Below are 13,504 nucleotides of genomic sequence, written 5' to 3'. Positions count from 1 at the left end.
GTTTTCTTCGAATTCGGGAGTGCGCATCCGCCAATACTTATGTCGTGGGAACACTGGTCGGAGTGTATGAGACTTCGGACCGTGCTGAACGAATACAAGCGCGACCGTGACGGGCGCTTTCCGGGCGAGTTGCCCACGACGAGCGGCGCGTTCTCCGGGCACGGCGATCGCCTCGTTCACGTCGGACCGTCCGGATCACTGCGGGATTACTCGGCTGCGCTTTCGGGCCTGTACGGGATCGACCGCTCTCGGTTCGCCATCGAGGCGGACGGTGAGATACGCTGGTTCGACGAACTCGAACAGGTACGACAGCACTATTACCGGGAGACGAGCCTCGTCGAAACAGAGTACAACGCCGGGTCGTACACGGTTCACCAGTACGATCTGACGCTCGGGCGCGCCCACGTCACGCACATCGAACTCCGCGGGGCAATCCCCACCGACGCGCACCTGACCGCCTTTCTGACGCTCGCACCCGAGGGACGGGAGACGCAGGTCGGCCGCCTCATCCACGAGGATGGCGGCCCCAACGGGACCAAGGCCGTCGAGGTGTTCCACCGAACCGAACACGACTACGTCACCGCCTCGACCGGCCTCGACGACGTCCGCGGGCAGATCCCCGAGCGGTTCGAGGAAATGCTCTCCCCGGACGCCTTCGAGCTCCCCCGAGAGGCCGTGCTCGAACGCTACGAGGACACCCATCTCAGCGGCGATATCGTTGTTTCGGCACCGCTCGAGCGGGAGGACCGCGGCGTCCGGACCACGCTCGTCACACAGTTATCGGACCACGACGTGGTCGAACGCGAATCCGCGCTCTCGGATCTGCGACACTGCGCGCTGTCGCACACGAGCGCGGACGACATCCGCGCGGCGGCGCGGGTACGAGCGGAAGTCACCGTTCCCGAGTCGGCACCGCGAGAGGGGTCAGTCCGATCCGATCTACGCGCGCTCTCGCTCCTGACTGCGCCGTCGGGTGCGCACATCGCCGGTCCGGAGTTCGATCCCTTCTACACGCACTCCGGGGGATACGGCTACACCTGGTTCCGCGACGAATCGGAGGGTGCGCGTCACCTGCTGCGCGCTGACGACGCCTTCGGGTTAGACGCAACCGACCGACTCACGCGAATCGGCTCGTTCTTCTGTGAGACCCAGCTCGAAGACGGCTCGTGGCCGCACCGAGTGTGGGCGATCGACGGGTCGCTCGCGCCGGGGTGGGCGAACGCGCGCGTCGAGAACGCGGATAGCCCCGAGTATCAGTCCGATCAGACCGCCAGCGTCGTGACGTACCTCGCGACACTTCTGAGCGAGCGCCGTTCGTCTCTCGATACGACCCAGCGAAAGCGGTTCCGTCGGGCCGTCAGCGAGGGGATCGACGCCCTCGACGACGAACTCGAGGCCGACGGGCTCCCGGGACCGTGTCAGAACGCCTGGGAGAATATGATCGGCCGGTTCGTCCACACCGCGGCGACGTTCCTCCAGGCGTACGCGACCGTCGCCGAAGCGCCGGTCGACGACACTCTCCGAGCGCACGCCGCAGCGCAGGCCGAGACCGTCTTCGAATCGCTCGATCTGCTCTGGGACGACGAGTACGAGGTGTACGCCCTCCGATTGCAGGACGGCGGCCTCGACTCCCGGATCGATTCGGGCTCGTTCGCGCTCGTCGAGGCATTTGCCGCCTACGAGGACGTCACACACCTCGACGGACTGGCTCCGGCTGACCTGTCGCGCCTCGAAACGCACGTGGACACCGCGCTCACGGATCTCTACCGCGAATCCGACGACGGGGAGGTTTCCGGGCTCGTCCGGTTCGAGGGCGACTACTGGCGCTCGGCCGAACAGGACCACGAGAAACTGTGGTCGGTCGCGACGGCTTGGGGGGCGAACGCCGCCGTCGAATTGGCATCGCTGCTCGACGCACACGGTCGGTCGAAGCCCGCGGCAGCGTTGCTGGAACGTGCGACGGACCTGTACGAACTCCTCGGCCGCGACGGACCGTTCTGTTCGGGCGCGGGCTACCTCGCAGAGCAGGTGTTCGACGACGGAACGCCGGACAGCGCCGCGCCGCTCGCGTGGTCGCACGCGATGCGCCTCAGGCTGACCGGATCGCTCTCCGAGGCCGACGCGTTACCGGAGCCGAAGCCCGCGCCGTCGGGCCCCGCGGGTCGGCCGCGCTGGACGACCGGCGAGAAGTACGGCGTCGGGACCGTCGCCGATCACACGTCCGAGGACCCCTCTCGGGTCTGGTTCACCCTCACCGAGGGGTCGTTGACGGAGGTCCGCTTCCCGCGCGTCGACCTGATGAACCTCCGAACGCTCGATTTCCTCGTCGTCGATTCGAGTGACGGAACGACGTACACGGCCAGGACCCACAACGAGACGCGACGCGACGACGATACGGACACGATCGAGCGGCGGGCGGAGATCGCAGACGACGACGCGCTGTTGTTCCGGCACGTGGTCTCCGAAACGGGCGACGGACGGGGCCACGAGTGGACGCTCACCGCCGAGTACGTCACCGATCCTGAACACGACGCGCTGCTCGTCGACCTCTCGTTCGACGCGACCGACGGCAACAAGTACGAACTGTACGCCGTCGCCGACACGTCGCTCACCAACACCGGATCGACCGATCGCGGACTCAGGCTCGGCGGGACGTCGGGGTATCATTTGGTCGCCCGCGACGCCAGCGCGTACGATCAGGCGGGCGACGTCGAACCGCTACTCATCGACGAGGACGGTACCGAATACAGCGTCGCGGCGGCGATGGCGGCGGAGCATCGATTCGAGTGGGCGACCGTCGGAGTCGCGGGATCGGAGTACCTCGCGGAGCTGTTCTCGGACGGGAGGGATCCGACGCCGATCGACAGCGTCGACGACGAGAACGTCGTCCTCGTCGGGCGGATCGGGACGGGGACACAACACAGCGAGCTGCTCGCCATCGGATTCGCCGAGGACGCCGATACGGCGGCTGCACTCGGCGAGGCGGCTGGCGCGCTCAGTCGGGGATACGAGACTGTCCGGCGCGGGTACGTCGACTCGTGGGACGACTTCCTCGCAGACAAGGAGCTCCCGCAGTCGGTGGTCGATGACGAGAGGCTGGCGAATCAGTACAAGACGTGTCTGATGAGCCTTCGCGCGGTGGAGGACAAAACGTTCCTGGGCGCGGGAATCGCCTCTCCCTCGGTGCCGTGGGGCGAGGCGGTCACCGCCGAAGAGGCGAAAGGATACGGTTACAACTTCGTCTGGTCGCGCGACCTCTATCAGGTGTTCACGGTCTTCGAGGCGGTGGGCGACCTCGAAACGGCTCAGTTGGCTCTCGAATACATCTACCGCTACCAACAGGACAACCGCGGGTTCATCCCGCAGAACACCTACCTGAACGGTCGGACGCGGTGGGGCGGCGAGCAGATGGACAACATCTCGTTCCCGCAGGTGATGGCGTGGATGCTCCGCGAACGGGGCGTCGACTTCGCCGAGACCGAATACGACTACGTGAACGTCAAGCGCTCCGCCGATTACGTCGCGCGGAACGGGCCGCCGACGGCACAGGAGCGCTGGGAGGAAGAGGCGGGCTACTCGCCGTCGTCGATCGCCGCCGAGATCGCCGGGCTCGCCTGCGCCGCGGATATCGCCTCCGAGGAGGGTCACCAGGCCGACGCGCTCATCTGGCAGGCGCTGGCCGACGAGTGGACCGACCAGATCGAGGCGTGGACTGCGACCGAGACGGGAACGGAACGCCACACCCACACCCCGTACTACGTGCGGATCACCCGCGACGGTGATCCCGACGCCGGTCACCTCCGGACGCTCGCGAACAACGGGCCGACGCTCGACGAACGGGAGATCATCGACGCGGGCTTCCTCGAACTCACCCGCTTGGGGATCAAGTCCGCCGACGACGCGGCGATTCGCAACTCGGTTGCTGAAGTCGACGAGACCCTTCGAGTCGACACACCGCACGGACCCGCATTTTACCGCTACAACGGCGACGGGTACGGCGAGCGACAGCGCGACGACGAGGGCGCGCCGTGGTCCATCGAGGCCAAAGGGAAGGGACGCCTCTGGCCGATATTCACCGGCGAACGCGGCGAGTACGAGCTACTCTACGGAACCGATGAGGGGCCGCTCGCGCCACAGAACCTCCTGGAGACGATGGCCGGGTTCGCGAACTCCGGTCGGATGCTCTCCGAGCAGGTGTGGGACCGCGAGCACAGCACGGAGTACAACTGGGCGTTCGGCGAGGGAACCGGCGCGGCGACGCCGCTCGCGTGGTCGATGGCGCAGTTCGTCAGGCTCGCGCACGGCATCGATGCGGGACGTCCGATCGAGATGCCGTCGGTCCTCCGGCAGCGCTACATCGATACCGAGCGTCCCGACGGGCCCCGCCTTCAAGTCAGCACCCGGTTTATGGGCGACGAACTCGTCGTCTCCGGACGGACGGACGGGGCGGCCGTCGCCGTCAAAACCCCCTCCGAGACGGCGTACGTCACGCCCAGCGGCGGGGGCTTCGAGGCGTCGCTGGCGATCGAACACGGCGAAAATCAGATTACCGTCGCCGCCGCGACCGACGAGGAGTTGGAGACCGCCGGAACGAGCGTGACGCGGTTTACGCTGTAACTGTCGGCGGAACCGATTCACCGTTCAATCGGCCGCGTCGCTTTTGGTTCGTCGGTCGCTCTTTTCAGCTATGGCTACTTACTCGCGACTCACGCGCGTGGCCGCTCCGCTCGACGTGGTCTGGGACTTCCACTCGCAGATCTCCGGACTGGAGGCGTTGACGCCGGGGTGGCTGAACCTCCGCGTCGAGTCGGTCACCGGTCCCGACGGCGACTCCGACCCCGCCGTACTGGAGACTGGCTCCGCGATTCAGCTGTCGATGCAACCGTTCGGCGTCGGTCCGCGGCAGCGGTGGACGTCGGTCATCGTCGAGCGCGAGGAAGCTGACGGGCGGGCGATGTTCCGCGACGAGATGCGCGGCGGGCCGTTCGCCGAGTGGATTCACACGCACCGATTCGTGGCGGACGGTGAGGAGACGATCATCGAGGACGTCGTGGAGTACGAACTCCCCGGTGGCGACGTCGGCGGCGCGGTTTCACCGCTGGCGGTGGTCGGGTTCGAGCCGATGTTCCGCGGGCGACACCGGAAGACGAAGGAGCTACTGGAGTAGGCACTGGGGCTGTTGAGCGACCACCCGTTTCGGGCTGACAGTCGGCACGGGTCGGTAGAGAGTGATCGAGGACTCGATCATCCTTCGGTTCCCGCGTCGGTTGTGCCGAACAACCGCGTTTCCGACGCGGGACGGTAGCTACGTCACGGCGGCGATGGCCGCCCGTTTGTATATAAATCTCCGCGCGGATCGGGACATCCACGTGAGAAGCGTGAATTGAGTGACGACTTTGGTTCGAATGAAAAGCGGCGGACGGATCGCCGACTCAGACCTCCTCGTCCCGGAGGTCGCCGAAGACCTCTTCGGCGGTCGCGGGGGTATCGAAGTCGTGGTAGTGGTCGCCTTTCTCCTTCGTGAGGATGTTTAACGCCGCCGCGGCGCCGTCTCCGGCGGAGATGACTGCCTGCCACTCCTCGGCGCGGACCATCCCGCCCGTCGCGTAGGCGTTCTCGACGCTCGTCTCCATCGTCACGTCGACGTCGACGGTGTCGTCTTCGGAGAACGCACAGCCGAGCGACTCCGCGAGGTCGCGGCCCGCGCCGGTCGCGAGCACGAGATAGTCCGCCTCGTGGGTTTCACCCGCCGCGGAGACCGAGAACCCGTCGTCGGTCGATTCGACGTCGGTGACTTCCGCGTCTTGGCGGCGTTCCGCGCCGAAATCGTCCGCCTGTTGGCGAGCCGTATCGAGGAACGCACTTCCGTCGACCGACCCGATCCCGGGGTAGTTGAACAGGTGCGCCTTGTGCATCCACGTCTCGTCGGTGTCGAAGACGACCACGTCGAGACCGTTCTTCGCCGCGAACAGCGCCGCAGAGAGGCCCGCGGGGCCGCCGCCGACGATTGCCACTCGTGTCATCAGTCGTGAATACGTCGTCCGTCCTGTTGAGTGTTCTGTCGCAGTACTCGGGGACGGCTTCTACAGCGAATTTCGGGGAAAGAACCGTTGAGACGATCTGAAGAAGTGTTTCCACCGTGGAAACCGATGCGACAACGCTCTACGCACCAATCGTCTCGGAGTGGTAACCAGCTTTATTGAACTGCCTCGCGAGTGCTACGTGCGCCGATGACACACGCGCCATTCGAGAACGAACTGACGGTTTTCACCCACCGCGAGCGCGGGACGCTGGCGGAGTTTCACCGCTCTTTCGAGGACGCGGTCGCGACCGTCGAAGCCGAGCTCGGAGCGTCGCATCCGCTATGGATCGACGGCGAGCGGCACGATACGGATGGGACGTACGTCGTTACGAGCCCGAGCGATCACGACCTCGAGATCGGACGGTTCGCCGCCGGGACCGACGACGACGTCGACCGGGCCGTCGAGGCGGCCACGGCGGCGTTCGACGACTGGCGACGGACCCACTGGAGCGACCGCATCGAGCTCTTCCGGACCGCAGCGGATCGGATGCAGGATCAAAAATACGAGCTTGCGGCGACGCTGACGCTGGAAAACGGGAAGAACCGCTTCGAGGCGATGGCCGACATCGACGAGGCGATCGACTTTCTCAGATTTTACGGCCGGGAACTCGAACGCAACGACGGTTACGAGTTCGACACCGGCGAGCCGACGCCCAGGCAACACTGCACGAACGCGCTGGAACCGTTCGGCGTCTTCGGCGTGATCGGCCCGTTCAACTTCCCGTTCGCGATCTTCTGCGGGATGCTCACCGGCGCGGTCATCACCGGGAACACGGCGGTCGCGAAGCCCGCGAGCGCGACCCCCCTCGTCGCGCACAAGGCCGTCGAGATCATCTCCGACGCCGGAATCCCCGACGGGGTGGTGAATCTCGTCACCGGCAGCGGAAGCGACGTCGGGCGACCGTTAGTCGAGCACGAGGACGTCGCAGGCGTCGTCTTCACCGGTTCCAGGGCCGTCGGCCGGAACATCCGTCGGACGTTCTTCGAGGAGGAGAAATCCGGTCCGGTTATCGCGGAACTGGGCGGAAAGAATCCCGTGATCGTCACCGCGAACGCCGAGCTTGAGAAGGCCGTTTCGGGGGTGAAAAACGGCGCGTTCGGATTCAGCGGACAGAAGTGCTCTGCGACATCCCGCGTCTACGTCGACGAGGGGACGTTCGACGCGTTCACCGATCGGTTAGTCGCCGAAACGGAGGAACTCGTGATCGACGATCCGCGCGCTGAGGATGCCTTCGTCTCGCCGCTGATCGACGACAGCGCGCTCGAACGGTATGAGCGGATCTGCGAGACGGCGCGCGAGGTCGGTACCGTCCGAACGGGCGGAAGGGCCGTCGACGACCCCGGCCTCGCGGGCGGCCGATTTGTCGAACCGACCGTCGTGACCGACGTTCCGCACGAGCACGACCTCGCGCGCGAGGAGCATTTCGTCCCGTTCGTGACGATCCATCCCGTTTCGAGTTTCGAGGAGGCGATCACGAAGGCCAACGACAGCACGTACGGTCTGTGCGCGGGGCTGTTTTCGGAGGACGAGCGCGAGATCGAGACGTGGCTCGATCGAATCGAATCGGGGATGTGCTACGTCAATCGGGGGCAGAGCGCGACGACCGGCGCGCTGGTGCAGGCGCAGCCGTTCGGCGGCTGGAAGGCGTCGGGGACGACGAGCAAGTTCGCTGGCGGCTACTGGTATCTCCCGCAGTTTATGCGCGAGCAGAGCCGGACCGTCGTCGGCGACGTCGGCAGAGCGTAGTGTTCGTAGCAGCGATTGTATCGGTTAGCGAACTTCCTCGACGACCCACCCTGCGTAAGCGTCGAACTGGTCGTCATCGTGATCATCGGTGCGCCCGCCGTGTCGGGGGTTTTATCCGCTCCCCCAACGTTTCCGTAATCGGTTGTCATAGGATCTGACGACCACTTACCGGACCGCTGCTTAGCGCAGTGGTCCGGAGATTTTCCAGACCCAGAGCGTCCGGTGAGCGCCTCGCTCGCGTCATCGTCGCAGTCCCACTCGTCGCGTTCTCGAAAGCGCTCGTCTAGGTAGTGCCCGGAGAATAGATTCGAGTTCACGTACGGGCGGTCAGCAAGGGTCGCCTGGCTCATTTCGGATATACAGTACCCCCTCGGGGACCTCACAAATAGATGATGACAATGTCATTTCAATTGGACAATCGCCCGTTGAACAGGCTCGACGTCACCGGCTGGTCACCCGGACAGCACTACAGTACCGATTTGTGAGACAAGCCGCTCCGCGTCCCTATGGCGGGGGTGTACCCACGGCGATCGTACTCCTCGTCGATCGTCCCCAGTACCGAGTCGGAGACGCGGGCATCGATCTTTACCACCTTCCCGTTGTCGGGCGTGTTGGTGTCACGGCTCATATGCTGTGAGAAGTCTGTATCACCAAATCGCGAGTGGAATCAAACGCTGTCGTTCCGAAACTGCAGAAGATCCACTGAGACGGGGAGGTCGTCGAAATCGTCGTCGGCACCGACGACCAGCGTCAAGTCCTGCTCGTGTGCCAACGTCACGGCGTGAGCGTCCGCGAGCGAGATGTGGCCGTCGGCTTTAATTTCGCCCGCGAGCCGCCAATCAGCCCGGTCGAATTGGAGCCCGCGACGTTCCAGCGCCCGGAGATCGCGATCGGCCTCTCGAAGCGATTCCTTCGTTGGTTTCCCCTCGTCGGTCCCCTGGAAGCGGGCAACGAGATAGAATACCTCGCTGGCGTTCGTCTCGGCGATGCATCCCGGTATGTCGTTTGCAAAAACATCGGTCAGCAGGTCGGCGACGGCGTCGTGACCGGGTTCGTTATACAGGAACGCGATGATTGCCTCGGTGTCGAAAACGTAGCCCGAACTCATTCCTCGACGTCCTCATCCGCAGACGGGCGGAGTCGTTCAACGCGCTCTTCTTCGCGGCGCTTTTCCTCGTCTTTGAGTTCGCGTACTTTGTCCAGCACCTCTCCGGGTTCGTGACTCCCGGCGTGGATCCCGTGGAGTTCCCCGACAGATGGTACAGGCTCAATGACGATGCGCCCCTCTTCCTCGTACACAAACACCTCTCCGGGCGTGTCGATCCCGAACTTCTCACGAAGCGGTTTCGGGATGGTCGCTTGTCCCTTCTGAGACACTTGTATTACTTGCTTGACCTGAGTACTACTCGACATTCTTAGTTGTACTTACGACTCCGAGTTGTACTAAGTGTGTCGCCGACTAGTCTGTAAGCCACCGCGACTTTGCCGACTTCTCATTCAACTCGGAAACGAACAACCGAATCCGGCCCTGATTCGGCTCCGATCACGCCGCTCCCGTAGGCACATCTTGCAACCTTCTCTATAGAATCCGGAAGGTGAGTAGCAGCACACCAAACGGGTGATACCACTTCTACCGTTCACACCTACACACCCCAGCATCAGATTCAAGCCCTACACGGTTGTTTCTACAGCTATGGGAACGAAATCAGTCCGCCTCGACGAGGACACGTACGCCTATATCGAGGCGCACAAGCGCGAGGACGAAACGTTCTCGGAGGCGGTCGACCGCCTCACACACCGCCCGTCGGTTACCGACCTCGCCGGAATCCTCGATGAGGAGGATGTCGAGACGATGCGAGACGCGATCGAGATGAGTTCTCGTTGAGCAGCCGTTGGCCAACGAGGCGCTCTATGAAATCCGTCTCGGAGAGATCACAGAGATCGCCGCCGTCGGGAATCCGAACTGCGTAGCATCGTCGACCGAGTCGCTCGACGGCCACGGCGACGTCCTCCCTGAGATCGCCGTCTTCGATGACGTCGTCCATATTGAGGTAGTGCTTCGGAATCGTAACGAGACCGGAACCACCGTCGTGCCTAAGTTTCTGCATAGCTGCCGCGTGACAATCCCCTATGATAAAACTATCTCCAGATCAGCATCTAACGAGGAAACGACCCGCTTAGCCGAATCTTCTTTTGAATCTCGGGGTGACGCTGATCGGATCGATCGCGACGAGTGGGGTAGCGTGTGAAACACAAAAATCGGTTTTCGAGCGATTTTCGAAAAAAAAGCGATCGCACCCGGATCGGAGATCCGGATCTACGCCTCTGTCCGCTGACAGACGACCGCGAGCACGCTTTCGGATCGCTTCGCACGCGCGTATCTTCAACTACCACGGGGACCACCCCCCTACCCCCCTCGAATCGCGACGATCGTAATCATACTTAATTTGATATGACAGACGAACCGATTTCGCAGAACTCACCGAAGCGACGTCGACGGGCGACAAGCGCGGGCTCGCGTGTGGGATCGCACAGGAGGCCGCGCGGGCCCTTGTTTCGTTCTGGTTGGTCCTCAGGGTCGGGATTGAACAGTCCGTCCCGCGGCTGATCCCATCTGTACGCGAGGTCGAGTGTCGCAGGCGAGACAGCGGTGCGCCCGCTGCTCGTCGTCGCCGAAGGTGCGCCGGAAGTTCCGGCTCACGTGAGAACCGCAATGGAGGCACTGCGAGGGCTCGACAGACGAACCTCGTGAGAGGTTCATCATCGGGAGATACCTCCTTCGAGTACGTCGTTATGCCGATAGGTCGACCTCTTGGGTCTGTGAACGGAGTCGAATGACGGACGGCGAAGCGTCCGCCTCTTATAAATATCCGCCCTCCCCGAATTGAAACGCGCGAGACTCGCGGTGCTCGTCTCGCTGTTCCCCACTCGCTGCGCTCGTGGGGACGGGGGACAAGCCGATCTACAGTCGGCTCCGAATCGGCTTGAAAACGAGTCCGCCCTCCCCGAATTGAACGGGGGACAAGCCGATCTACAGTCGGCTGCTCTACCAGGCTGAGCTAAGGGCGGGCAAGTGAACGTAGCACCGCTGGCAGACTTAAGGGTTACTCATCGAAGCCGTCAGTCGGTTCGGTGCGCGAAGATAACAAACGGGTTCACGACGGTTCTCCGTGGTCCACGAGGAGCCGTTCGGCCGTGCGGTCGATCCGGCTCTGGACCGCGGCCAGTTCTGGAATCGTCTTCTCGTTATAGGCCCGCTTCGAGCAGTCGACGTGTTCGGGGACGATCTCGTGCGCTCGCTGCGACAGCGTCGCGAGCCGTCGCTGACTGTCCGTCGACGTCCACTCGGGGAGTGCGAGCCGTTCGACGGTCGATTTCGAGAGGCTCGATTTGCCGCCGGAGGAGATGTCGCGGAGACATCGCTGGTACGGCGCGGAGTTGAGCAGGGCGCAGAGATAGTGCGCCTCGCGCTCGTCGTCGGTGCCGACGAACATACAGTGATCTCCGGGCACGACCGGCTTCTCGCCGACTATCGGATCGGAAACGGTCGAGGCGACGGCGAAGTGCGGTTTGAATCCCAGTCGACACCAGACGACCTTGTAGTCGGCCCACGTGTACGGTCCGAGACCGAACAGCGAGTAGAAGGGACCGTCGTCGAACCACGACGAACCGCGGTCGAGTAGTCGGTCGCGATTCCTCTCCAGATACGCGTACGTCGCTGGGGTCTCCCTCCGGAGCGCCGCTTCGTTGTCGTCGCCGACGCCTCGTTGCGGGACGAGTTGCAGATCGTGCCCGAAGAGGCCGTACTTCACGACGTGTTTCGACTTCAGATACGGGTAGATGTGGTCCGATTCGAGCCCGTGTCGTTCGATCGTCTCGCCGTCCAGCGCGTAGACGGCTTTCGCGTCGTCCTTCACGCCGTGTCGGATCTCGTAGGTGCACGCCCCCAGAGCGCCGCGTTCGGCGTCGGAACGGATCCACGGCGACGACGGGTGTCCCGGGTCTGTCGGGACGAGGTGCGTCTCAGCGCGGGCCAGAGAACGACGCATCGCCGACAGCGACGCGAAGGGGTCGTCGAGTCGGTCGGTTTTCCGTGACTCGGATTCAGTCCGCTCGGTGCGTTGCCATCGCGTCGTGGGAATCTCCGGATCCGCGGGCTCCGAACTCGTCGTGATTCGGCAACCGAAGAGCGCGGTCCCCGCATCGACGTCCGAAAACGGGGCCAGCGAGCCGAAGTCGTGAACGCGGTCGTAGACGAGGGACCGGTCGCCGATTTTCGGGCGTCTGAGCCGTCTGCCCGCGGGGCCGGTGAGTAGGTCGCGTTTCAGAACTATCGACGCGCGCCCGTCGTCGCGAAGCAGTCGATGGAGACAGTGAACCGTGTAGGGAACCGACAGGTCGTCGTTCGCGAAGCCCAATCGCGCGTCGACACCGCGGTGATCGAACAGGTTCGGCGCTCGGTCGCCGTCGGACGCGGCACGCCAGCGCGCTTTGACCGTCTCCGGGAGCGCGTCCCACGTGAGCCACGGGGGATTCACGAGGAGCGCGTCCGCGCGCCGTCCGTTCAGCGGCTGATCTTCGGGAGTCGCGAGCGCCGCATCGCCGAGGACGACACGCGGGGCGAAGTGCGGTGCCTCGTGGCGGGGCGGTTCCCTCTCATCGACAGCAGCCAACTGAGATGGTTCCCTCTCCTCGACAGCGACCAACTGGGATGGCTTCGTCTCGTCGATGGCTGCCAGTCGGGACGATTCTGCCTCGCCGACGGACGCGAGCAGCGGTCGAACGGCGAGCAGGAGTGCGAGCCGAGCGGCCCGAACGGCGGTCGGCGAGACGTCGAAGCCGCGAACCGAGTCGAGAACCGATCGAAGACGTGCTTGTGGCGACGCGGTCGTCGTCTGTTGCGACGCGCTCGACTCGTTCGTCACGCATCGCTCCGCCGCGGCGGCCAAGAACGCACCGGCACCGCATCCCGGATCCAGGACGAGCGGATCGGTACCAACCTCCGTAGTGAACGACTGGAGTTCGCGGTCGGACTCCTCGAAGAGCGTTTCGACGGCGAGTTCGGCAACTCCTCGGGGGGTATCGTACCGACCGAAGGCCCGCCTAGTGAGCGGCGAGACGCACTCTCGGTGGAGTCTCGCCACGTCGTACGGCGAGGCCGACTCGGCGAAGTCGACGGCGAGCGGTCGAAATGCCGCCTCCGGGTTTTCCGGGCCAGACACCGACTCTCGCTCGATCACGCGCTCGTGGACGGTCTCGAACTCCGCGTCAAAGGATACGGCGGCGGCCGCCGCGAGCGGTTGTCTGACGCGGCACTGAACCGTTGATTCGAGCGCGTCGATCACGCGCGTGAGGAGGAAATCGAACGTCAGCGTCTCCACGAACAGGTCGCGGGCGACGTCTGTTTCTGTTTGCTTGTCGGGATGCGGGGCCGAGGCTTCCGGCGAGCGCTGAGACTGCTCGTGAAGTTTCGTGAAGACGTCCCCCTGTCGGTCGGAGACGTACTGTCGCCACGCGTCGAGCTCGGCCGCGACGACGGGATCGTCGATCGTCTCTTCCAGCGCGACTCGATAGCGTCGTATCAGTTCGGCGTCGGCGAGTCGGGCACAGCGCTCGGATCCCGAAAGTGCGTCTTTCCGATCGGACTGTCGCGCAGTTCGATGCGAATCGGCCAT

The 13,504-nt window shown here is 64.2% G+C and carries 11 protein-coding genes, 1 tRNA gene and 1 pseudogene; 5 read left to right on the top strand and 8 right to left on the bottom strand.

Annotated elements, in window-relative coordinates; genetic code table 11:
* Window positions 1-66 precede the first annotated feature (66 nt).
* Together FJT57_RS05500 and FJT57_RS05495 are read left to right on the top strand one after the other, a co-directional pair.
* The gene (locus tag FJT57_RS05500; protein WP_144902681.1) at window positions 67-4,617 is read left to right on the top strand and encodes a glycoside hydrolase family 15 protein; all 4,551 of its coding nucleotides are present in this window, start codon (window positions 67-69) and stop codon (window positions 4,615-4,617) included.
* 70 nt (window positions 4,618-4,687) lie between these two features.
* Window positions 4,688-5,167 carry an SRPBCC family protein gene (locus FJT57_RS05495; RefSeq protein ID WP_144902678.1) on the top strand — a complete coding sequence of 160 codons (480 nt, stop codon included), beginning with the start codon at window positions 4,688-4,690 and terminating at the stop codon, window positions 5,165-5,167.
* Window positions 5,168-5,432: 265 nt separating this feature from the next.
* Here the strand turns inward: FJT57_RS05495 and FJT57_RS05490 are convergent, their stop codons facing one another.
* Complete coding sequence (locus tag FJT57_RS05490) at window positions 5,433-6,023, bottom strand: NAD(P)/FAD-dependent oxidoreductase (RefSeq protein WP_144902675.1); 591 nt, start codon at window positions 6,021-6,023, stop codon at window positions 5,433-5,435.
* 207 nt (window positions 6,024-6,230) lie between these two features.
* Here FJT57_RS05490 and FJT57_RS05485 point away from each other — a divergent pair, with 207 nt between their 5' ends.
* Entirely contained in the window at window positions 6,231-7,829 is a 1,599-nt protein-coding gene (locus FJT57_RS05485; RefSeq protein WP_144902672.1) for an aldehyde dehydrogenase family protein, read from the top strand.
* Window positions 7,830-8,053: 224 nt separating this feature from the next.
* Here the strand turns inward: FJT57_RS05485 and FJT57_RS17350 are convergent.
* The 4 genes and pseudogenes from FJT57_RS17350 to FJT57_RS05475 form a co-directional block, all read right to left on the bottom strand.
* Window positions 8,054-8,179, bottom strand: a pseudogene (locus tag FJT57_RS17350) (restriction endonuclease); the annotation flags it as partial.
* A gap of 116 nt (window positions 8,180-8,295) precedes the next feature.
* Window positions 8,296-8,457, bottom strand: coding sequence for a hypothetical protein (locus tag FJT57_RS16385; protein ID WP_162524307.1), 162 nt, complete (start codon window positions 8,455-8,457; stop codon window positions 8,296-8,298).
* Window positions 8,458-8,496: 39 nt separating this feature from the next.
* Window positions 8,497-8,937, bottom strand: coding sequence for a type II toxin-antitoxin system VapC family toxin (locus FJT57_RS05480; RefSeq protein WP_144902669.1), 441 nt, complete (start codon window positions 8,935-8,937; stop codon window positions 8,497-8,499).
* Complete coding sequence (locus FJT57_RS05475; RefSeq protein ID WP_144902667.1) at window positions 8,934-9,242, bottom strand: AbrB/MazE/SpoVT family DNA-binding domain-containing protein; 309 nt, start codon at window positions 9,240-9,242, stop codon at window positions 8,934-8,936. The genes FJT57_RS05480 and FJT57_RS05475 overlap by 4 nt, the downstream gene beginning before the upstream one ends.
* Before the next feature lie 280 nt (window positions 9,243-9,522).
* Between FJT57_RS05475 and FJT57_RS05470 the strand changes: the two genes are divergently transcribed.
* Window positions 9,523-9,714 (top strand): antitoxin VapB family protein, encoded by a 192-nt coding sequence (locus FJT57_RS05470; RefSeq protein WP_144902664.1) that lies wholly within the window; start codon window positions 9,523-9,525, stop codon window positions 9,712-9,714.
* A 7-nt stretch (window positions 9,715-9,721) separates the two neighbouring features.
* Entirely contained in the window at window positions 9,722-10,078 is a 357-nt protein-coding gene (locus FJT57_RS16380) for a hypothetical protein (protein ID WP_162524306.1), read from the top strand.
* 323 nt (window positions 10,079-10,401) lie between these two features.
* On the opposite strand, the gene FJT57_RS17420 is transcribed toward FJT57_RS16380, so the two are convergent.
* The 3 genes from FJT57_RS17420 to FJT57_RS05450 form a co-directional block, all read right to left on the bottom strand.
* Window positions 10,402-10,590: a DUF7563 family protein gene (locus FJT57_RS17420; protein ID WP_449405202.1), complete on the bottom strand. Its 189-nt coding sequence runs from the start codon at window positions 10,588-10,590 to the stop codon at window positions 10,402-10,404.
* Window positions 10,591-10,824: 234 nt separating this feature from the next.
* Window positions 10,825-10,898, bottom strand: a tRNA-Tyr gene (locus tag FJT57_RS05455).
* A gap of 86 nt (window positions 10,899-10,984) precedes the next feature.
* Window positions 10,985-13,504, bottom strand: a complete 2,520-nt coding sequence (locus tag FJT57_RS05450; protein WP_144902658.1) for a type I restriction endonuclease subunit M — start codon at window positions 13,502-13,504, stop codon at window positions 10,985-10,987.

Origin of the sequence: Halobellus captivus (assembly GCF_007655485.1) — an archaeon.
GTDB classification, from domain to species: Archaea; Halobacteriota; Halobacteria; order Halobacteriales; family Haloferacaceae; genus Haloquadratum; species Haloquadratum captivum.
Note: the sequence above shows the minus strand (reverse complement) of the source record. Positions and strands in the feature narration are given on the sequence as shown.